19 protein-coding genes are annotated in these 20,967 nt (G+C 61.8%); 10 read left to right on the top strand and 9 right to left on the bottom strand.

Annotated features, from left to right (window positions below):
- Nucleotides 1–216: 216 nt before the first annotated feature.
- From FHT75_RS23720 to mobB, 3 genes are read left to right on the top strand one after another with little or no spacing between them, the layout of a single operon-like run.
- Nucleotides 217–1,125 carry a DMT family transporter gene (locus FHT75_RS23720; protein ID WP_097630988.1) on the top strand — a complete coding sequence of 303 codons (909 nt, stop codon included), beginning with the start codon at nucleotides 217–219 and terminating at the stop codon, nucleotides 1,123–1,125.
- A 41-nt stretch (nucleotides 1,126–1,166) separates the two neighbouring features.
- On the top strand, nucleotides 1,167–1,796 hold the full coding sequence (mobA, locus tag FHT75_RS23715; RefSeq protein WP_097594426.1) for a molybdenum cofactor guanylyltransferase MobA: 630 nt from the start codon (nucleotides 1,167–1,169) through the stop codon (nucleotides 1,794–1,796).
- Nucleotides 1,793–2,314, top strand: a complete 522-nt coding sequence (mobB, locus tag FHT75_RS23710) for a molybdopterin-guanine dinucleotide biosynthesis protein B (protein WP_063475018.1) — start codon at nucleotides 1,793–1,795, stop codon at nucleotides 2,312–2,314. Before mobA ends, mobB begins: the two co-directional genes overlap by 4 nt.
- On the opposite strand, the gene FHT75_RS23705 is transcribed toward mobB, so the two are convergent.
- From FHT75_RS23705 to FHT75_RS23695, 3 genes are all read right to left on the bottom strand, one after another.
- Nucleotides 2,246–4,411, bottom strand: a complete 2,166-nt coding sequence (locus FHT75_RS23705) for a hybrid sensor histidine kinase/response regulator (RefSeq protein WP_097630989.1) — start codon at nucleotides 4,409–4,411, stop codon at nucleotides 2,246–2,248. The genes mobB and FHT75_RS23705 overlap by 69 nt on opposite strands.
- A complete protein-coding gene (locus tag FHT75_RS23700) occupies nucleotides 4,386–5,897 on the bottom strand; it encodes an ATPase domain-containing protein (protein ID WP_097630990.1) in 1,512 nt (503 codons plus the stop codon). The genes FHT75_RS23705 and FHT75_RS23700 overlap by 26 nt, the downstream gene beginning before the upstream one ends.
- A gap of 153 nt (nucleotides 5,898–6,050) precedes the next feature.
- Nucleotides 6,051–6,944 (bottom strand): LysR family transcriptional regulator, encoded by an 894-nt coding sequence (locus FHT75_RS23695; protein WP_028758691.1) that lies wholly within the window; start codon nucleotides 6,942–6,944, stop codon nucleotides 6,051–6,053.
- 133 nt (nucleotides 6,945–7,077) lie between these two features.
- Between FHT75_RS23695 and FHT75_RS23690 the strand changes: the two genes are divergently transcribed.
- Together FHT75_RS23690 and FHT75_RS23685 are read left to right on the top strand one after the other, a co-directional pair.
- The gene (locus FHT75_RS23690) at nucleotides 7,078–7,473 is read left to right on the top strand and encodes a cupin domain-containing protein (protein WP_097630991.1); all 396 of its coding nucleotides are present in this window, start codon (nucleotides 7,078–7,080) and stop codon (nucleotides 7,471–7,473) included.
- A gap of 14 nt (nucleotides 7,474–7,487) precedes the next feature.
- Nucleotides 7,488–8,477 (top strand): aldo/keto reductase, encoded by a 990-nt coding sequence (locus FHT75_RS23685; protein WP_097630992.1) that lies wholly within the window; start codon nucleotides 7,488–7,490, stop codon nucleotides 8,475–8,477.
- A 63-nt stretch (nucleotides 8,478–8,540) separates the two neighbouring features.
- Here FHT75_RS23685 and maiA read toward each other — a convergent pair whose 3' ends face one another.
- The 6 genes from maiA to FHT75_RS23655 all read right to left on the bottom strand — a co-directional run bounded on the left by maiA (nucleotide 8,541) and on the right by FHT75_RS23655 (nucleotide 13,297).
- Nucleotides 8,541–9,176, bottom strand: coding sequence for a maleylacetoacetate isomerase (maiA, locus tag FHT75_RS23680; protein ID WP_097543675.1), 636 nt, complete (start codon nucleotides 9,174–9,176; stop codon nucleotides 8,541–8,543).
- A 19-nt stretch (nucleotides 9,177–9,195) separates the two neighbouring features.
- On the bottom strand, nucleotides 9,196–9,357 hold the full coding sequence (locus FHT75_RS23675) for a hypothetical protein (RefSeq protein ID WP_179869523.1): 162 nt from the start codon (nucleotides 9,355–9,357) through the stop codon (nucleotides 9,196–9,198).
- Between the two features lie 102 nt (nucleotides 9,358–9,459).
- On the bottom strand, nucleotides 9,460–9,876 hold the full coding sequence (locus FHT75_RS23670) for an organic hydroperoxide resistance protein (RefSeq protein ID WP_028758695.1): 417 nt from the start codon (nucleotides 9,874–9,876) through the stop codon (nucleotides 9,460–9,462).
- A gap of 191 nt (nucleotides 9,877–10,067) precedes the next feature.
- The gene (locus FHT75_RS23665) at nucleotides 10,068–11,390 is read right to left on the bottom strand and encodes an ATP-binding protein (RefSeq protein WP_097630993.1); all 1,323 of its coding nucleotides are present in this window, start codon (nucleotides 11,388–11,390) and stop codon (nucleotides 10,068–10,070) included.
- Nucleotides 11,387–12,127, bottom strand: a complete 741-nt coding sequence (locus FHT75_RS23660; RefSeq protein ID WP_028758697.1) for a response regulator — start codon at nucleotides 12,125–12,127, stop codon at nucleotides 11,387–11,389. The genes FHT75_RS23665 and FHT75_RS23660 overlap by 4 nt, the downstream gene beginning before the upstream one ends.
- A 123-nt stretch (nucleotides 12,128–12,250) precedes the next feature.
- A complete protein-coding gene (locus FHT75_RS23655) occupies nucleotides 12,251–13,297 on the bottom strand; it encodes an alpha/beta fold hydrolase (RefSeq protein ID WP_063475023.1) in 1,047 nt (348 codons plus the stop codon).
- A 357-nt stretch (nucleotides 13,298–13,654) separates the two neighbouring features.
- Here FHT75_RS23655 and FHT75_RS23650 point away from each other — a divergent pair, with 357 nt between their 5' ends.
- The 5 genes from FHT75_RS23650 (at nucleotide 13,655) to FHT75_RS23630 (ending at nucleotide 20,922) form a co-directional block, all read left to right on the top strand.
- Entirely contained in the window at nucleotides 13,655–15,430 is a 1,776-nt protein-coding gene (locus tag FHT75_RS23650) for a cytochrome c biogenesis protein DipZ (RefSeq protein WP_063475024.1), read from the top strand.
- Nucleotides 15,431–15,485: 55 nt separating this feature from the next.
- Nucleotides 15,486–16,244 carry an alpha/beta fold hydrolase gene (locus FHT75_RS23645; protein WP_183845003.1) on the top strand — a complete coding sequence of 253 codons (759 nt, stop codon included), beginning with the start codon at nucleotides 15,486–15,488 and terminating at the stop codon, nucleotides 16,242–16,244.
- 369 nt (nucleotides 16,245–16,613) lie between these two features.
- Entirely contained in the window at nucleotides 16,614–17,336 is a 723-nt protein-coding gene (locus tag FHT75_RS23640; protein WP_028758701.1) for a DeoR family transcriptional regulator, read from the top strand.
- Nucleotides 17,337–17,515: 179 nt separating this feature from the next.
- Nucleotides 17,516–18,529 carry a deoxyribose-phosphate aldolase gene (gene deoC, locus FHT75_RS23635; protein WP_063475026.1) on the top strand — a complete coding sequence of 338 codons (1,014 nt, stop codon included), beginning with the start codon at nucleotides 17,516–17,518 and terminating at the stop codon, nucleotides 18,527–18,529.
- A gap of 5 nt (nucleotides 18,530–18,534) precedes the next feature.
- Nucleotides 18,535–20,922 carry an aldehyde dehydrogenase family protein gene (locus tag FHT75_RS23630; protein WP_063475027.1) on the top strand — a complete coding sequence of 796 codons (2,388 nt, stop codon included), beginning with the start codon at nucleotides 18,535–18,537 and terminating at the stop codon, nucleotides 20,920–20,922.
- Nucleotides 20,923–20,967: the final 45 nt, after the last annotated feature.

Here is a 20,967-nt window from a genome sequence, read left to right as displayed (position 1 = left end):
GATGGCATTCCCCATCGACGCCTTGATTGCGGCGTCGGAAATATCGGAATTCAACTTAAAAAACGCGGATTTGCCGGGACTTCCGCCCACACGCCTGCGTTGACATCAGCGCCATTGTGCACCGCATCATCGATTTATGCCTGGTGTGACATTCATCCGATTCCCTTGATGCATCTTCGCGACTAAAAGGGGCGCACAGGTAACGGGAATCTCTTCATGCCGCGGTCACGCAATACTGAGGGCGCCATCTATATGACCATGGCGATGGCCGGCTTTTCTGCAAGCGACGCTCTGTCCAAATCGGTGATCGCCTATATGAACGCCGGCGAGATCATGTTTCTGCGCGGCCTCTTCACCAGCCTGCTCGTCTATCTGATTGCCTGGAAAATGGGCGCGCTGCGCTCCTGGCGCATCATGCTGCAGCCGATGATCATCTTCAGGATCATCTGCGAGACGCTCTCCGCCGTGACCTATATCACCGCGCTCGGCATGATGCCGATCGCCAATGCCTCGGCGATCCTGCAGTCGCTGCCTTTGGTCGTCACCTTCGGTGCGGCGCTCTTCTTCGGCGAGCCGGTCGGCTGGCGGCGCTGGTCGGCGATCCTCGTCGGCCTCATTGGCGTGATGATCATCATCCGTCCCGGCCCCGATGGATTCACCCCCGCCGCCGTCCTCTGCGTCGCTGCGGTGCTGACGACGGCCGGCCGCGATCTCGCCACCCGGAGCATCAGCCCGGAAATTCCCTCGCTGATGATAACCGTCATCACCGCCATGTCTGCCTCCTTCTTCGGCGCGCTGCTGATCCCGGTGCTCGGCGGCTGGCAACCGGTCAGCGCCACCGCGCTCGGGCATCTGGCGCTCGCCTCGGTGCTGGTGCTCGTCGGCTACCAGTCGGTCATCCTTGCCATGCGCACCGGCGAAATCTCCTTCGTGGCGCCGTTCCGCTATACCAGCCTGATCTTCTCCTCCCTGCTCGGCGTCTTCTTCTTCGCCGAAGTGCCTGATAGCTGGACGCTTATCGGCGCTGCGATCGTCATCGCCTCCGGCCTCTATACGTTCTATCGTGAGGCCAAGCGCCGCGTATCGCCGATCGCGCAGGAATCCGCCCCGCGCGCGCCAGTCTGAGACAAATGATGGCTGAGACAAATGATGGCTGAGGAAGGATGATGGCTGAATTCTCGCTGGACAGATCCGACATAGCAGGCGTCGTGCTGGCCGGCGGCCGCTCGCAGCGCATGGGCCGCGACAAGGCGGGCGTGATGCTCGGGACCGAGAGCCTGCTCCGCCATGCGCTGACCCGCCTCTCGCAACAGACCTTGCTCGTTGCCGTCAACGCCGATGCCGCCGCCGAGGATGTGCCTGTCGTTTCCGACCGTTTTCCCGGCAAGGCCGGGCCGATGGCCGGCATCCATGCGGCCATGGTCTATGCCGCCGGCCTTCCCTCGATCAGCCATGTCGTCACCGTCTCGGTGGATTGCCCGTTCTTCCCGGCCGATCTCGTCGCCCGGCTGGCGGCAGCGATCGAACGCCCGTCGCAGATCGCCATTGCCGCCTCCGAGGGCCGCAGCCATCCCGTCTTCGGCCTCTGGCCGGTGACGCTGGCCGCTGATCTCGAAGCCTGGATCGCCACCGACGAGAAGCGCCGCGTGCGCGACTTCCTGTTGCGGCATGACGTTACGGAAGTGGCGTTCCCGCTGCATCCGACCCGCGCCAGCCTGCTCGATCCCTTCTTCAACATCAATACGCCTGACGATCTCGTCGAGGCGGAACGCTGGCTGGAGGCCCTTCACGCATGACCGCACCGAAAATCTTCGGCATCGCCGGCTGGAAGAATTCAGGCAAGACGGGGCTCGCGGTCCGGCTGGTGATGGAGTTCACCCGCCGCGGCTACAGGATCTCGACGATCAAGCACGCCCATCACGATTTCGACATCGACAAGGTCGGAGCCGACAGTTATCGCCATCGCCAGGCCGGCGCCCATGAAGTCACCATCGTCTCCGGCACCCGCTACGCCATCATGCACGAGCTGCGCGGCGCCCCCGAACCCGAGTTCGAGGAAATCCTCGCCCGCCTCGCGCCCTGCGATCTGGTGCTGATCGAAGGCTACAAGCGCGAGCCGATCCCGAAGATCGAGGCCCGCCGCCTGGAGGCCGCCAATCGTGAACCGCTGGCGCCGAGCGATCCCCATATCTGCGCCATCGCCGCCGATCACGCCGTCACGGATGCGAACCTGCCGGTCTTCGATCTAGACGACACAGGCGCCATCGCCGATTTCATCGCTGACATCGTCGGCCTTGGACAGGCGAGGCTCTAAGACAGCTGCGTCACTGCCGGATCTGAGCGTCGGAGCCGTTTCGCCTGCCATCGCCTTGGCGATTTCCTTGGCAAGTTGAGCCTGATTGTAGGGCTTTCCCAATCTCGGAAGATCGATATCGGTGCCCGCGGGAAGATCGGCGTAACCTGTCGCCAGGACGATCGGCACCGCCGGATGAATGTCCCGCGCGGCCTGAGCGAGCTGTGCGCCGGTCATACCAGGCATCGAATAGTCGGTGATGATCAAGTCGAAATGCTGACCGCTGCTGATCAACTCCAGCGCCTGCAAGCCTGAATTTGCTTCGATGACCTCATGGCCGAGATCTTCAAGCATGTCGACCGAACTCATCGCAATCAAGGCATCGTCATCGACCAGAAGGATCTTCAGTCTGGATGCGGCTTGCGCCACGGGCAGCTCGGCCTCGGCCGGCCGCTCGGGGCGTCGTTCGGTGGCCGGGAGCCACAATTCGGCTGTTGTTCCCACCCCAAGCTCGCTTGTCAGAAGAAGTGCGCCATTGAGCTGGACCGCAAGCCCGTGGATCATTGATAAGCCGAGGCCCGTGCCCTTTCCGATCTCCTTGGTCGAGAAAAACGGATCGACCGCCTTCTTCAGCGTCTCCGTGTCCATGCCGGTGCCGCTGTCGGCCACCGCCAACACCAGATAGGTCCCCTCGCCGAGATCGCCGTTATTGCCGCCAACCTGTTCCTGGCGCAGCGAAATAGACAGCGTCCCCCCATCCGGCATCGCATCACGGGCGTTGACCGCAAGGTTGAGCAGCGCCAATTCGAGCTGGTTCGCATCGACCAGCGCCGGCGGCAGGGTCGTCGGCAGCATGGTTTCGATGCTGATCGAGGATCCGACCGAGCGCCGCAACAGGTCTTTCATGCCGGAGACCAGCTCGGCCAGATCGACGGGCTTGACCTGCAGATCCTGCTGCCTGGCAAAAGCCAGCAGCCGCTGTGTCAGCGCCGCCCCGCGCCGCGCACCCTGAAGCGCCCCGTCGATCAGACGCGTCGCTTTGGCATCTCCGGCCGCGTGCTTGCCGAGCAGCTCCAGATTTCCGAGAACGACCATCAGCAGGTTGTTGAAGTCGTGGGCGACGCCGCCGGTCAGCTGACCGATCGCTTCCATCTTCTGCGACTGGCGAAGCTGCTCCTCGGCTCTTTCACGCTGGGCGACTTCCTCGAGCAGGGTTTGGTGGGCGGCGTTGACCTCCCTGGTCCGTTCCCTCACGCGCTCCTCGAGGTTTTCATTGAGCCGTCGCAGATTTTCCTCGATGGTCTTGCGGGCGGTGGTATCGGAGCAGACCCCGACGAGCTTTCTGGCGGAACCATATCTGTCGGTGTAGAGCTGCGCATGGACCTCGGTCCAATGCAGTGATCCATCCGGCCAGATCGTTCTGTGCTCGATCGAATAGTCGAGTCCGGTATCAATCGTACGGCGCAGGCGTGCCAGCACAATGTCCCGGTCGTCGGGGTGGATGCTCGCAATCAGATCGTCACGCGTAACCTCATCATCCGGCGCTCGACCGAAGACCGCTTTGCAGGTCGCCGAGGCGAACAAGGCCATCGAGGACAGCTCCAGCTCCCAGGCCCCGAGACGACCGGCGGCGAGCGCCGTCTGCAACCGTCGTTCTCCTTCGCTGAGAGCCTCAAGCCGGGCGCGCGCTTCATATTGGCGCAGGCGCCCCTTCAACGCGGTCCGGGCAACGCTGATGAAGGAGGTCGCATGGAACGGCCTTTCCAGGAAGGTGACGTTGCCCAGAACCTCGGAAAGCCTGGCAGCGGCCGGATTTCGTTCAGGCCCGCCGCCACGTATGGTGAGTACGATGAACGGCAGGTCTGACCAGCTCGGCTGGGCCGAGACCCAGGCGGCGATCGGCTTGAGATCGCTCGAGCGAACGGCCTCTTCCGTCAGCACGCCAAGCGCGATGTCATCGCTGAGCGATGACGCGAACATAGACAGGTCGGCGGCGGCAATCGATGTCAATCCGGCCTCATCGACCAGCGATCTCGCCACCCAGGCATCGCGACCGGCGGGGGCGTAGATCAATGCTTTCGGTTTGCTGGAATTAGGAATTGCCGCTATCCCCGCCATTGGTCGACAGGAGCGGCGCCAAGGGCGCGATAAATTCGGGAACGCCGCGAAGCACGCCCTGGAACCCGGTGAGAGGATCGCCGAATCTCAAGCCGGAAGCGTCGATGCGGTACTCACGGATGGTATCCTCGTGAAAGCCGGTCCTCTTCTTGATCACGGAGACCGCCCGACGCACCTTACCCGCAGCCTCGAAATAGCGCAGCAGAATGACGGTATCGGCGAGATAGGTGACGTCGACGGGAGCCTTCATGTCGCCAACCAGCCCGTGCTGCGCAACGGTCAGGAAGGTATTGGCGCCTTGCCTGTTCAGATATTGCAGCAGCTCATGCATATGAAGGATCAGCGAATTCTCATCCGGCATCGAAGCCTGATAACCGTTGATACTGTCGATGATGACGGTTTTCGCATCCGACTTGTCGACGCACTTGCGCACGCGATCAGCAAATTCGCCGGGCGACAGTTCGGCGGCATCGAGCTGTTCGATGTGGATAAGACCCGCATCCCTCATGGCTTCGAGATCCATTCCGAGCGCTTTCAGCCGCGTGAAGAGCAGGCCTAGCTCTTCGTCGAAAATGAAGGCCGCCACTTTCTCGCCGCGCGCCACCGCCGCCATCAGGAATTGAAACGAGAAGGTGCTCTTGCCTGTGCCGGCAGGACCGAGGATCAGGGTACTGGAACCCCGCTCGAGGCCGCCGCCGAGAAGAAGATCCAGCTCCGCAATATCACAGGAAATCTGATCGCGGACATAGCTGGACCTGTGTTCGGCAGCGACGAGACGCGGAAACACGATCACGCCACCGGTCTGGATGATGAAATCATGATAGCCGCCGCGGAAGGCCTGCCCGCGGTATTTCATGACCCTCAGACGTCGGCGTTCGGAGCCATAGTTCGGCGCCAGTTCCTCAAGATGGATGACACCGTGCACGACGCTGTGCACCGTCTTGTCGAGCACGTCGGACGTCAGATCGTCGAGCAGAAGGACTGTCGCCCCCTGTCGGGCAAAATAGTGTTTGAGCGCGAGGATCTGCCGGCGGTAGCGCAGCGAGCTTTGCGCGAGCAGCCTTATCTCCGACAGGCTGTCGAGAACCACGCGACGTGGCTTGATCTTCTCGAAAGCGGCAAAGATTTCCTTTGTCGTCTCTCCAAGTTCTAGGTCCGATGAATAAAGCAGGCTCTGCTGCTGGTCGGCATCCAACAGGCTTTCCGGAGGCACGACCTCGAAGACCTCGATATTGCCGTCGATCACCATGCCATGCGATGCGGCGCCGGCCCGGAGTTCGCTCTCGGTTTCTGAAAGGGTGATGTAGAGCCCCTGCTCGCCGAGCCGCGCACCTTCGATCAGAAACTGCAGCGCGATGGTCGTTTTGCCCGCCCCTGGATTTCCCTCCAGGAGAAACACGTGGCCCGTGGAAAGGCCGCCCGCCAGAACTGTGTCCAAACCGGACACACCGGTCCGGGCTTTCGTGGCAGGTGCCGCAGTATTCATTCACTGTTTCCTTCGATATCAAGTGTGAATTAGTGGCGAGTGATGGAATGTCAAATCGCTGAAGGCATGACTTCGCTTCGGGCAAGAGCCGATCGATTGAACGTCTCCATGGCTCGGATATCTGCCGGTTCGCGCAGCTCGAATGATGGGCCTCTATCCTCGATAGCGAAGCGCATCGACGACGAGGGCGAATGCCGGTGACGTGTGCCGACGGCTTGGGTAGTAGAGATGGTAGCCGGAAAACGGCAGGCACCAGTCCTCGAGGACCCGCACCAGCCGTCCATCGGCAAGATGCCCCTCGACCAGGTTCTCCGGCATGTAGGCCAGCCCGAGACCGGCCAGCACGGCGCTCAGCCGCAGGGCTATATTGTTGAAAACCAGCTGGCCCTCGACGCGAACCCTGAGCTCGCGCCCGTCCTTCTCGAACTCCCATGCATAGACGCCGCCATAGGTCGGCAGACGCAGATTGATGCAATTGTGATCCGTAAGATCCTGCGGCGTCAGCGGCTTCGGCCTGGTGGTGAAATAGGCGGGAGTGCCGACCACGGCCATGCGCATGTCTGGGCCGATGCGCACCGCGATCATGTCCTTCGCCACCTGCTCTCCGAGCCGCACCCCGGCATCGTAACGCTCCGCGACGATGTCGGTGAGGCCGTAGTCGACGATGATTTCCACATTGATATCGGGATAATCGGGCAGCAGCTTTTCCAGGGCGGGCCAAAGGACGGCATCGGCCGCGTGCTCGCCGGCATTGATGCGGATGGTGCCCGCCGGCTTCTCCCGGAACGCGCTCAAGGCAGCCAGTTCGCTCTCGATCTCATCGAGCCGCGGTCCGATGGAGACGAGCAGCCGTTCACCAGCCTCCGTCGGTGAGACGCTGCGTGTCGTACGTGTCAGCAATCGCAATCCAAGCCGCTCCTCAAGCCCGCGGATGGTGTGGCTGAGCGCCGACTGCGACACACCCAGCTTGCCCGCCGCCTTGGTGAAGCTCTGTGCACGCGCAACGGCGAGGAAAGCGATGAGATCGTTGACGGCAGGGCGTGACATTTATGAAAAATCCTCATGGGTTCTTGCCGTTTATACCATCTAATCGCAACCAGGCGCACGCCCTAAATACCTTGTTACGCGAGTGGACACGTCCACCCGACATCGAAAGCCCGACATCGAAAGGAAGACAAGGATGGATATAAAGCGAAGCGGTTCGCAGCCTTCGGCCAAGGGACCGGCCGACTGGTTCACCGGCAATGTGCGTGTCGACCCGCTGTTTGCCGTGACCAGCCCGGCACGCGCGGCTGGCGCCAGCGTCACCTTCGAGCCCGGCGCCCACACCGCTTGGCACACCCATCCGCTCGGCCAGACGCTGATCATCACATCGGGCTGCGGTCGTGTGCAGCGCGAAGGTGGCCCCATCGAGGAGATCCGCGCCGGCGACGTCGTCAGCTTCGCCCCGGGTGAACGTCATTGGCACGGCGCATCGCCGACCACGGCGATGACCCATATCGCCATCCAGGAACAGCTCGACGGCAAGGTCGTCGACTGGATGGAGCATGTCACCGACACGCAGTACCAGGGTTAGAAAAGGAAACGGCAATGCAGAAACGTGAACTCGGAAAGAGCGGGCTTCAAGTCTCGGCCATCGGTCTCGGCTGCATGGGGCTGAGTTATGGGTATGGCCCGGCGACAGCAATTCCGGAGGCGATCGCGCTGATCCGCCGCGCGTTCGAACGCGGCGTGACCTTCTTCGACACGGCCGAGGCCTATGGCCCCTATAAGAACGAAGAGCTTCTGGGAGAGGCCCTGGCGCCTTTCCGCAGCGAAGTGGTGATCGCCACGAAATTCGGTTTCAACTTCGATGCCAATGGCGGCCAGAGCGGCATGAACAGCCGGCCGGAACAGATCCGCGCGGTTGCTGACCAGGCGCTGAAGCGTTTGAAGACCGATGTCATCGACCTCTTCTATCAGCATCGTGTCGACCCCGATGTCCCGATCGAAGATGTGGCCGGCACGGTCAAGGCGCTGATCGCCGAGGGCAAGGTCAGGCATTTCGGCCTCTCGGAAGCAGGCGCCCAGACGATCCGTCGCGCCCATGCGATCCAGCCGGTGGCGGCACTGCAGAGTGAATATTCGCTGTGGTGGCGCGAACCCGAGCAGGAAATCCTGCCGGTGCTCGAAGAGCTCGGCATCGGTTTCGTGCCCTTCAGCCCGCTCGGCAAGGGCTTCCTCACCGGCGCGATCAGCGAAACGACGACCTTCGACAGCAAGGACTTCCGCAACATCGTGCCGCGCTTTTCCCAGGAAGCGCGCAAGGCCAACCAGGCACTCGTCGATCTGCTCGCGGACATCGCCGCCCACAAGAAGGCAACCGCCGCCCAGGTCGCCCTGGCATGGTTGCTGGCACAAAAACCCTGGATCGTGCCGATCCCCGGCACCACCAAGCTGCATCGCCTCGAGGAGAACATTCAGGCCGCCGAGATCGAACTGACGGCCGAGGATCTTGGCAGCATCGAAAACGCGCTCGCCACCATCAAGGTGGAAGGCGATCGTTATCCCGCGCATCTGCAGGCAAGGGTCAATCGCTGAGGGCCGCCAACAATGGAAAAGGAGCGACCGCAGTCATTTGCGGCCGCTTCTTCGTCGATCGCATCATCGTCTCGGTGCCGGCGCGTTCTCCTGGAAGGCCGGTATCGCTTCCAGCCGAGCGACAATCTCCGCGATATTTGGCCATTGGGCGAGATCGAAGCCCATACGCCGGGCGCTGATCGCCTGAGGAAAAAGGAAGATATCGGCAACACACGGCTGATCCCCAACGGCGAAAGCCCCCTGCCTGCGGCCGGCGATCATCGTCTCGATCGCGGCCATTCCCTCGCCGACCCAATGACGATTCCAGGCGGCAACGGCATCGGCATCCGCCTGGAAGGTCTTGCCGAGATGCAGGCCGATCCGCGGCGGCAGCAGCGCATGGATCTCGGCGGCGATCGCAAGCGCGATCGACCGCGCCAGCGCCCTGTCCTCCGCCGTTCCAGGCAGCAGCGCCGGTTCGGGCTGAATCTCGTCGAGATATTCGACGATCGCCAGCGACTGGGTGATGAGGACGCCGCCATCCGTCAGCAAGGCCGGGACCAGCCCTTGCGGATTGACGCTGCGATATCCGGCCTGCCGGCTCTCGGCATTTTCGCCGAGGATGGTCACCGGCAGTGTTTCCGCCGTCAATCCCTTGAGGGCGAGCGCGATACGGACTCTCGACGTCGCCGAGGAAATTTCATTCTGATAGAGCTTCACGGGTCTTCTCCCTAGTGACCTAAAAGAGGGGTTGGAACGGCCGCGGCGCCCCGGAAGACGACGCTGCGGATGCTGCCGTCACGAGGCCCGCAAGCGGCGAAGGCTCCTGCGAGCTTACGTCGTAGATGCAGGGCGCGACGAAGACCGCCGCTCCCAGAATGCAGATGATCATCAATCTCATCAGATCCTCCAACGACGAGGCCCGGTCGGCCTCGTCCTGTTAGCTTTCGGCTGCTGTCCTTTGCCCGCCGCGGCCAATGGCCTTCGGCGGGCAATGCATTCGTCAGGCAACGCTCAATTCGACATGGATATTGCCGCGCGTGGCCTTCGAGTAAGGGCAGGTCTGGTGCGCTTCTTCAATGAGCGCTCTTGCCACATCCGCTTCGATCCCCGGCAGGCTGACCTTGAGACGGGCCTGCAGGAAATAGCCGCCATCGGCCGTTCCCAAATCGACCTCGGTGTCGACGGCGAGATCGGCGGGGAGCCTGACCTTTTGATTGGCCGCGGCAAAGCCGATCGCGCCGATGAAGCAGGCAGACCAGCCGGCGGCGAAAAGCTGTTCGGGATTGGTGCCGGCCCGGTTGCTGCCCGGAGGCGAAAGCTTGATATCCAGCTGGCCGTCGTCGCTGTGCGAAGCGCCGTCGCGCCCGCCCGTCGTATGGGTCTTGCCGGTATAGAGAACCTTGTCGATCTTTGTCATGGAACACTCCTTGTGTTGCGTCGCTTCAGGCGACTGGCCGCGCTGCGCGGCCGGGTTGACGGAGTGTGTTTTGACCGACGGATATATCCGCCATGTTTCCGAAATCGCCTGAAATGTCACAAAACGTAGCATCCGATATCGAGGACATCTTTCCATACAAACATCGCGAAATTTTGCGGCGGCTGCCGATGTCAATGGATGGTGACTTCCGCCGACAGTCCGCCGTCGGCGCGATTGTAGAGCCGGAGCGACCCGCCGATCTTGGCCGTCAGCTGCTGGGCGATCGCAAGTCCGAGACCGGTGCCGCCGGTCTCCCGGTTGCGGGATTGTTCCAACCGGAAGAAAGGCTGCATGGCGGCTTCCAGCAGATCGTCCGGAATTCCCGGCCCGCGATCCATGACTGTGATGACGATATCGTTCTCGGCGCTGCGCTCGACGCTGATCTCGGCAGCGCCGGCGAACTTCAGCGCATTGTCGATGAAGTTCGACAGGATTCGGCGAAGCGCATGCGGCTTGGTGAAGGCGGCGCCGTGAACCAGCCCGACGACGGTGACGGCCTTTCCGGTATCCTGGTAATCATAGGCTATGCTGTCGATGAACGAGGCGAGATCAATGCGGGCGTTCTTCTCGCCGTCGCCATGCGCGCTGCGCGCATAGGCAATCCCGTCCTGGACGAGACGCTGGATCTCGCCGAGATCATGCACCAGCTTGTCTTTCTCCGGCGAATCCTCCGCCATGTCGGCGCGCAGCCGCATGCGGGTGATCGGCGTCTGCAGGTCATGCGAGATTGCCGCCAGGATCTGGACGCGCTCTTCGAGGTAATGGGCAATCCTCTCCCGCATCGCGTTGAACGCCCTTGCCGCATGCGCGACCTCGCTCGGCCCCGCCTCGCTCAAGGCCGGACCATCCCTGTTCGGGTCGAGGGCATCGGCGGCGGCGGCAAGCGCGCCGAGCGGCCGGATCGCCTGACGAACCGCAAACCAGGTACAAAGAATGAGCAGTGCCATCTGGATGACGAAGACATAGGGCAGCCACGCGGCGATCGGCATGACCCCCTTCGGCGTGACGTCGATCGTCAACGGGCTTCCGTCGCTGAGCGTCAGATGCGCCTGCAACCGGTTCACATCGCCAGGAATCCGTTCGATACGGATTGGAAAGCGGTGCCCGATCGCCTCCTCGATCTTGCCTGATATCTCGGCGCCCTTGCTTGACGTGTCAGGCACGCCGGCAAGGCCGGGTCCCAACACGAAACGGTAGTTGCCACGGCTCAGCCGGTCCAGCAGATCGCCACGTTCGCCTGGCGGAAGTCGGTCGAGAACGGCAATCGACGTTGCAACGTCGTTTTCCAGCGTGCCGAGCATCACGGCCTTTGCCGACATATAGCGCTCCATATAAAGAACGCTGAAGGACAGCCCGTAGGCCACAGCCAAGCCAATCAGCAGGATCAGAAATATCCGCGAGCGCAACGTGCTCGGCCAGGCCAAACCCGGGCGCAAAGGGACCACCGACTTCATTGGCGCAGCTCCGAGATTTCGACCGGAACTGAAAACACATAACCTTCGCTGCGCACCGTCTTGATATAGGTCGGCTCGCGTGCGTCGTCGCCCAGCCGCTGACGCAGTCGGCTGACCAGGAGATCGATCGAGCGATCGAAAAGATCGGCGTCGCGGCCCTGTGTCAGACTCAGAAGCTGGTCGCGATTGAGCACCCGCTGCGGATGGTCGATGAAGACGCGAAGCAGACGGTATTCGGCGCCGCTGAGCGCAATCGCGGTCCCCTCCTTGTCGAGAAGATGCCGGGCGACCGTATCGAGCCGCCAGTCGCCGAAGGTCAGCAACTGTCCGGCCTCGCTGATCTGCAGATTGGGCGGCAGCATGCGCGTCCGCCGCAGCACCGCCTTGATGCGGGCGAGCAGCTCGCGCGCTGCAAACGGTTTGGCAAGATAGTCGTCGGCGCCCATCTCCAGGCCGAGGATCCGGTCCATCTCGTCGGTGCGGGCCGTCAGCATCAGGATCGGGATCGCCTTGTGCCGGCCGGCACGCAGTTCGCGGCACAGCACCAGCCCATCGTCGCCCGGCATCATAACATCGAGCACGATCAGGTCGACGGCATTGGCCTCGATAAAACTGCGCATCTGGCGCCCGTCGGCGGCAACGCTCGTCCTGAGACCGTTCTTCTGCAGATAGCCCGAGACCAGCTCGCGGATTTCGCGATCGTCATCGACAATCAGGATGTGATCGACATGATCCATATTTCCCGGTTCCTCACCCGTAAAGGCGGCCGCGCCCGCCGCCTAGATATCGAAGCGGTTGACGCGACCTACGCATATTCCGCCGGCCGGAGCAACGAGGCCCTGCGGCACGACACCGTCGGCTTAGAAGCGATCGACGTCTATGACCGCCTGCGCGAAGGCCTGCGGCGCCTCCTGAGGCAGGTTATGGCCGATGCCGCCGCCGATCGTGCGATGCTCGTATCTGCCGGAGAACTTTCCGGCATAGGCGGAAGGCTCCGGATGCGGTGCACCGTTTGCATCGCCCTCCATGGTGATCGTCGGCACCGAAATGACAGGCGCTCCCGCAAGCGTCTGTTCATAGGCATCGTACTTGGCCTCGCCTTCGACAAGCCCCAGGCGCCAGCGATAATTGTGAATGACGATGGCGACGTGGTCGGGGTTGTCGAAGGCGGCGGCCGATCTGCCGAATGTCGCATCGTCGAAGTTCCACTTCGGCGAAGCCGTCTGCCAGATAAGCTTTGCGAAATCATGGGTGTTGCTCTCGTAACCCAGACGGCCGCGTTCGGTGGCGAAATAGAACTGATACCACCAGGCAAGTTCGGCCTTCGGCGGCAGCGGCTTCTTGTTGGCCTCCTGGCTGCCGATCAGGTAGCCGCTCACCGAGACCATCGCCTTGCAACGCTCCGGCCAGAGCGCCGCCATGATGTTGGCGGTCCGCCCGCCCCAGTCATAGCCGGCAATGACCGCCTTCTCGATATCGAGCGTATCGAGTAGCGCGATCATATCGGCGGCGAGTGCTGACGGCTGGCCGTTGCGCGGCGTCTGGTCGTCCAGGAAGCGGGTCGTGCCGTAACCGCGCAGATAGGGCACGATCACCCTGTAGCCTGCCGAGGCAAGCAGCGGTGCGACATCGACGAAACTATAGATGTCATAGGGCCAGCCATGCAGCAGAAGCACGACAGGACCGTCCGCCTTCCCCGCCTCGGCATAACCGATATCGAGCACGCCGGCTTTCACCTGCTTCAGCGCTTCGAAGGACGTGTGGGTTCCCACCTTGACGTCAGGCACGGATGCGGCGGGCGCTGATTGAGCGGCGGCCTTGCCGGCCACGCCGAACTCGACCGCCGCAAGGGCGACGGCCGTCATGCCGAAGAAGCGGCGGCGGTGATGATTGATTTGCTCTGACATCGGTCTCTCCTGTCGAATGGATCACGGTGCTGAAATGAGGTTGCGCTTGTATCCCTCATATGTCGCAAGCCGTCGGTTTTGCATGCGGATGTAGATTTCGGCCGCCGGGATACATTCTGATACAATCGCGCCGACCGAGCAAAGCCTCGCGCCGGCCCCGGCGCTTTCGTCACAGCCCACCGCTGGGCGGCAGTTTGTATCGCTTTGTATCGCCCGCCGCGACCGCAATAGTTCGGTACATTTCCCCGCGAAACCGGACACATCGAGGATACGTCCGCCCGGCCATATCCCCGCCGTTGCTGGTTCGGGCCCCATCGCCGTCCAGAGCCCGATCAATCGGTTTCAAAGGAAACGATGATGACACTTCTGATCATAGCCTATCTCGGAGGCGCGCTGACGATCCTCAGCCCCTGCATCCTCCCCATCCTCCCCTTCGTCTTTGCCCGTGCGGGACAGCCCTTCGTCAGGAGCACACTGCCCATGCTGGCGGGCATGGCCGCCACTTTCGCGCTGGTCGCCACGCTTGCCGCAGTCGGCGGCAGCTGGGCCATTCGCGCCAATGAATATGGCCGCCTTGCCGCCATCGTCCTGCTTGGGCTCTTTGGCCTGAGCCTGCTTTCACCACGCTTCGCAAGCACGCTTGCCCGGCCGGTCGTCGACCTTGGAAACAACCTGCTAAATGCCAGCGGCGGCGGACGCGCCGCCCCGACGGCAAAGAGCGCGCTCATTCTCGGCATCGCCACCGGTCTGCTCTGGGCCCCCTGCGCCGGACCGATCCTCGGCCTCGTTCTGACGGGGGCGGCCTTGCAGGGCGCCAATCTGCAGACGACATTCCTGCTGATCGCCTATGCCGCCGGTGCTGCGACGTCCCTTGCCGTCGCCCTGCTGGTCGGCGGCAGGATATTCACCGCCATGAAGCGCTCTCTCGGCCTCGGCGACCGGATTCGTCAAGGGCTCGGCGCTGCCGTGCTGGCGGGTGTCGCCGTCATCGCGCTCGGCCTCGATACCAGCCTGCTCGCCCGGCTCTCCTACGCCAGCACCGCATCGCTGGAACAAGCCGTGCTCAACAGGCTGCATGCAAGGCCGCTGAGTGGCGCATCCTCCGAGCTGGCGAGCAAAGACATGGTGATCGCCGCCGCCGACACGAAGAAGCCCTTCCGCAGCGATCTGCCCGTCGAAGGTGACGCGCCTTCGCTCGACGGCGCGGTCGAATGGCTGAACTCGAAGCCGCTGACATCAGAGCAGTTGCGGGGCAAAGTGGTTCTCGTCGACTTCTGGACCTATTCCTGCATCAACTGCATTCGCACCATCCCCTATGTCAGGGCCTGGGCGGAAAAATATGCGGACCAGGGCCTCGTGGTGATCGGCGTCCACGCCCCGGAATTTGCCTTCGAGAAGAAGATCGACAACGTCAAAAGCGCAATCGACGATTTCAAGATCGGCTATCCCGTTGCGATCGACAATGATTACAAAATCTGGCGCGCCTTCCAGAACAGCTACTGGCCTGCCGCCTATCTGATCGATGCCAAGGGCCAGATCCGTTACCACCATTTCGGCGAAGGCAATTACGACAGGACCGAAAAGGCCATTCAGGACTTGTTGCGTGAGGCTGGCGGCCAGACGACGGCAAGCGCGCCGGTCGCGCCGGATGCCAAGGGCGTGGAAGCAAGCCCTGATCTCCGCAATATCCGCTCCGGCGAGACCTATCTCGGCTACGAACAGGCGGCGAACTTCGCCTCTCCGGAAGGGCTGCAGGCCGACCTGGCGCAAAATTATACGATCGGCGAACCGGGCCTCAACGAATGGGGCCTCTCCGGAGCCTGGATCGTCGGCCCGGGTCAGGTGACCCTTGATCAGCCGGGCGGCGGCATCACTTATCGCTTCAGCGCCCGCGATCTGCATCTCGTTCTCGGGCCTGGCGCCGGTGGCAAGCCGATCCGCTTCCAGGTGAAGATCGACGGCAAGGCGCCGGGGCCTGACCACGGTGCAGACATCGATGCCGACGGCAACGGCACGGTGACCGCGACCAGGCTTTACCAGCTTGTCCGCCAGTCCGGCCCGGTCGTCGCCCGCAATTTCGAAATCAGCTTCCTCGATCCCGGGGTGCAAGCCTACGCTTTCACATTCGGCTGAACCCGGGACGCATCAATATCCCGACCCTTAACATTGACCCACAGGAGTAATAGTCATGAATAGACGTCTTATGTTCACCGCAGCGCTTGCATTTGCCACCACCGTCATCGCATTCGCGGCAGAGGCTGCCGAGGTGAAAAACATCGTGATCGTCCACGGCGCGCTGGCCGACGGCTCGGGATGGCGTAGGGCGACCGACATTCTCGAAAAACGCGGCTTCAACGTCACCATCGTCCAGCAGCCCATCACCTCGCTCGAGGACGATGTGGCGGCGACCAAGCGCGTTCTCGACTTGCAGCAAGGACCAAGCCTACTCATCGGCCACAGCTATGGCGGCATGGTTATCACCGAAGCGGGCAATGATCCCAATGTCGCCGGGCTCGTCTATGTCGCCGCCTTCCAGCCCGACAAGGGCGAAAGCCTGCTCAGCCTCGCCAGCTCGAAGCCCGCCGGCAGCATGGATATCAAGGAAACGAAGGACGGCAAATATCTCTATCTCGATCCCGGCGCCTTCGCTGCGGCTTTCGCAGCAGACCTTCCGCAAGCCGAAACCGATTTCATGGCAAGGTCGCAGGTCTTCGCCTCGAAGCAGGCTTTCTCGGCCAAGATCACCCAGCCGGCATGGCGAACAAAAAAAAGCTGGTCGATCGTCGCCACCGAGGATCGCTCCATCAACCCCGATCTGGAGCGTGACATGGCAAAACGCGCCGGCGGCGAAGTGACCGAAATCAAGGCCAGCCACGCCGTCTTCGCCTCCCAAGCGGAAAAGGTCGCCGATGCGATCGAAAAGGCGGCAAGACAAGCCGGCAAGTAGCGCGCAGCCAGGAAATGTTCCTAAGCAGTCGCGAGGATGATGCCTCCGGTCGGGCGTCCGCCCGACCGGAGGCCCGCCCTGCCGGCCGGGACCCGCTCCCGCGGCCAAGTCGGCGCCATTTATACAGTTTTGTGACTATTCCATCAAAAAATGGAAGATCAATCACAAATTCTCATTTCAAATTGAGGAGGTTCCCTATAAAATTGAAGCGATATGCCATGTCGGGCGCAACCGGCTGGTGCAGAAACTGTGTCTCGGCGCAAATGCCGAATCGCAGGTCCACGGCCGAACGAGACTCGAGAATGGCAGTCCTTGTTAAATTTTCGTCAGAACACTATTCCAGTGTAAACGATAAGGGAGACGCGCGATATGGATAGTCGCAGGGGCCGGCGCATCGCAGTCTTATCCGAGGCCCTTTCACAACATCGCATTCTGCACATCAAGAATGCTGCCGAGATCCTGGGCGTCTCGGAAATGACGGTTCGGCGTGATGTCAGCGCCAATGCAGGCCAGTTCGCGTTCCTGGGCGGCCATATCGTTCCGGCTGTCGAAGCGGAGAACGATGCCTATGAAATTTCCAGGGCAGCCGACAGCCATGCCGCGGCAAAACGACAGATCTGCACACAAGCCATTGATTACATTCACGATGACGATACCGTTTTTTTCGATTGCGGCACCACCTTGCCCTATCTGGTCGATCTTCTCCCAGACAAGATTCATATAACGGCGATCTGTTACGCGCTGAACGTCGCCGATCGTCTGACGCGAAAACCCAACGTTCGCCTTGTTATGCTCGGCGGTCTCTATCACCCCGCATCGGCAAGCTTTTCCGGTGCCTCGGGGCTGGAAATGCTCGATTCGCTGGTGATCAACGTGGCGTTCCTTTCTGCAGCCGGTATCGATGCCCGGCGTGGCGCGACATGCGCGCATTTCCACGAAGCGGAGATCAAGAAAAAGGCGATGTCCCGCGCACGGAAGAATATTCTTCTCGCCGACAGCAGCAAGATCGGCAAGCTGAAGCCAGCCTTTTTCAGCGAGATGAAGGCGTTCGATGCGGTCATTACCGAAAACGGCATGAGCGATTTCGACTGACAAATCCGCATTTTTTCTGCGCCTGTCGAAATCTAACTTGACGCGACAGCCAGGTGATGCAACTCTCACAAACAATGAAAAAAAACTAACATTTTCGTTGATTGTGAAGACCGTCTTTCGCTGCGTGCATCTGCACAGAGAGCAACAGGATCTTCACACTCTGCCCGGGAGGATTCTGTTTGGAAACCGTTGCTGTTCACAATGCGGCAAACGCCCCCTCGCAATCGCCGGAGCGCACCCATAACCGGCCGCGCAATGCCGGCATGGAACTCGATCTCTCTTGGGTTCTCGATGCAAGGGTCAACCTGTCTGCCACCGAGCGCCGCATAGCCTCGCTTCCCGGACGCCGGACTGTCAAAAAAGACGCACAGGCGGCTTGGCTCCTGAAGGCGGTTACCTGCATCGATCTGACGACGTTGAACGGCGACGATACCCCCGAGCGCGTCAAGCGGTTGTGCGCGAAGGCGATGAATCCGGTACGCGCCGACCTTCTCGATTCGCTTGGCATGAGCGGCCGTTCGATCACGACCGGCGCCATCTGCGTCTACCATCGTTTTGTTGCAACAGCCGTCGAGGCGCTCGGCGATTCCGGCATTCCGGTCGCAGCGGTTTCGACCGGTTTCCCCGCCGGCCTCAGCCCGCACCACCTCAAGGTCAAGGAAATCGAGGCATCGGTTGCCGATGGCGCCAAGGAAATCGACATCGTCATCACCCGCGAGCATGTGCTGACCGGCAACTGGACGGCACTCTACGAGGAAATGAAAGAATACCGCGCCGCCTGCGGTGATGCGCATGTCAAGGCCATTCTGGCGACCGGCGACCTGAAGACGTTGCGCAATGTCGCCAGGGCCTCGCTGGTCTGCATGATGGCAGGCGCCGATTTCATCAAGACCTCGACCGGCAAGGAAGGCGTCAATGCGACGCTGGCCGTGACATTGACCATGCTGCGGGCGATCCGCGCCTATTACGAGCGCACCGGCATCAAGATCGGCTACAAGCCGGCCGGTGGCATTTCCGCGGCGAAGGACGTGTTAAACTACCAGTTCCTGATGAAGGATGAACTGGGGCGAGAATGGCTGGAGCCCGATCTCTTCCGCATCGGTGCATCGAGCTTGCTTGCTGATATCGAACGGCAGCTGGAGCATCATGTCACCGGTGCCTATTCGGCCCTCAACAGACACCCGATTGGATGATCCAGATGACTGTTGCCAAGTATTTCGACGAAATGTCCTATGGCCCTGCCCCTGAATCCGATATCGAAGCGCGCGACTGGCTGGCGCGCCACGCTTCCGGTTTCGGTCACTTCATCAATGGCGCGTTCGTGCCCTCGGTATCGGGCAAGAGTTTCGACACGTTCGAGCCAGCCACCGGCAAGGTCCTGGCGAAGCTCGCCAACGGCGGTGCGGCGGATGTGGACAACGCGGTTGCTGCGGCCCGCAAGGCGCAGGCGTCATGGGCGCGATTGCCGGGCCACGCGCGGGCGCGCCATCTCTATGCACTTGCCCGGATGATCCAGCGCCATGCACGTCTGATTGCTGTGGTCGAGGCCATCGACAACGGCAAGCCGATCCGCGAAACCCGCGATCTCGACGTGCCGCTGGCAGCCCGTCATTTCTATCATCACGCCGGATGGGCGCAAATCCAGGACACGGAATTCGCCGACCATGTGCCGGTGGGCGTCGTCGGCCAGATTATCCCCTGGAATTTCCCGTTCCTTATGCTGGCCTGGAAAGTGGCGCCGGCTTTGGCGCTCGGCAATACCGTCATCCTGAAACCTGCCGAATTCACGTCGCTGACGGCGCTTCTCTTTGCCGAACTGGCATCTGCGGCGGGCCTTCCGCCGGGCGTGCTCAATATCGTGACGGGAGAAGGCGAAACCGGCGCGCTGCTCGTCGGGCATGAGGATATCGACAAAATTGCCTTTACCGGATCGACCGAAGTCGGGCGCGTTATTCGCGAGCGTACCGCAGGCAGCGGCAAATCATTGACGCTGGAACTCGGCGGCAAGTCACCTTTCGTCGTTTTTGACGACGCCGATATCGACGGCGCCGTGGAAGGCGTGGTCGACGCGATCTGGTTCAACCAGGGGCAGGTTTGCTGCGCGGGTTCGCGGCTTCTGGTCCAGGAAGGCATTGCCGATCTTTTCCATGAGCGGCTGAAGCGCCGCATGCAGACATTGCGGGTCGGTCAGCCTTTGGACAAGTGCATCGATATGGGTGCGATCATCGCACCCGTGCAATTGACGCGTATCGAAACCCTGGTGAAAAAGGGAGTTTCAGAAGGCGCGACGCTGCATCAGGCGAAGATCGACCTGCCGAAAGGCGGCAGCTTCTACCCGCCGACGCTTCTCAGCGGCGTGCAGCCGACATCGATCGTCGCGACCGAGGAAATCTTCGGGCCGGTTGCGGTCTCCATGACTTTCCGCACACCGGAAGAAGCCGTCCAGCTTGCCAATCATACCCGCTACGGCCTCGCCGCCAGTGTCTGGAGTGAGACGATCGGCTTGGCGCTGAACGTTGCGGCAAAGCTCGCAGCCGGCGTGGTCTGGGTGAATGCCACCAATCTTTTTGACGCCGCCGTCGGTTTTGGTGGCAAGCGCGAGTCCGGGTTCGGCCGTGAAGGCGGACGGGAAGGTTGCTACGAATATCTGAAGCCGAAGGCTTGGGTCGGTCGCAAGGCGCGCGCAGCAATGCCCGCACTTTCGCAAGTGAAGCCGGTTGCCGGCGATTTTGCCCTGCCAACCATCGACCGGACGGCAAAGCTCTTCATCGGCGGCAAGCAGGCGCGCCCGGACGGCAATTATTCCCGTGTCATCGCCTCCCCCAAAGGCAAGGCGGTCGGAGAGGTCGGCGAGGGCAACCGCAAGGACATCCGCAATGCCGTGGTTGCCGCACAGGCCGCCTCCGCCTGGTCGAATGCCACCACGCATAACCGCGCTCAGATCCTCTATTACATCGCCGAAAACCTCAATGGTCGCGCCGATGAGTTCGCCTCGCGGATAACAGCGATGACCGGAGCGTCCGCAGCCAATGCAAATGCCGAGGTCGACGCCGCGATTTCGCGCCTCTTCACCTACGCAGCCTGGGCGGACAAATATGAAGGCGGCATTCACCAGCCGCCGCTTCGCGGCGTTGCCCTGGCCATGCCGGAAGCCATCGGCGTCGTAGGCGTCATTTGCCCGCCGGAAGCGCCGCTGCTCGGCTTTATCAGTCTGGTTGCGCCGTTGATTGCCACCGGCAATCGTGTCGTCGCGGTGCCGAGCGAGCCCTTCCCGCTTTCGGCGACGGATTTCTATTCCGTTCTGGAAACGTCGGATGTGCCTGCCGGTGTCGTCAATATCGTCACCGGGTCGGCGATGGAACTGGCAAAGATCCTTGCCGCCCACAACGACGTTGATGCGTTGTGGGCCTTCGGCTCCGCGGAATTGTCGACGACGGTGGAGAAGCTGTCTTCGGGCAATCTCAAGCGAACCTTCGTGGACAATGGCAAGGCGACGGACTGGATGGACCGAGCCGCTGCCGAGGGCGCGCTATACCTTCGCCGCGCTGTGGATGTGAAGAATATCTGGATACCCTACGGAGAATAAGGGCTCCAGCTCTAGTCATCCGGGCGGGAGGAGAACCGCACCGGC

Origin of the sequence: Rhizobium sp. BK112 (assembly GCF_014193215.1) — a bacterium.
GTDB classification, from domain to species: Bacteria; Pseudomonadota; Alphaproteobacteria; order Rhizobiales; family Rhizobiaceae; genus Rhizobium; species Rhizobium anhuiense.
This window is presented reverse-complemented; position numbering and strand designations above follow the sequence as displayed.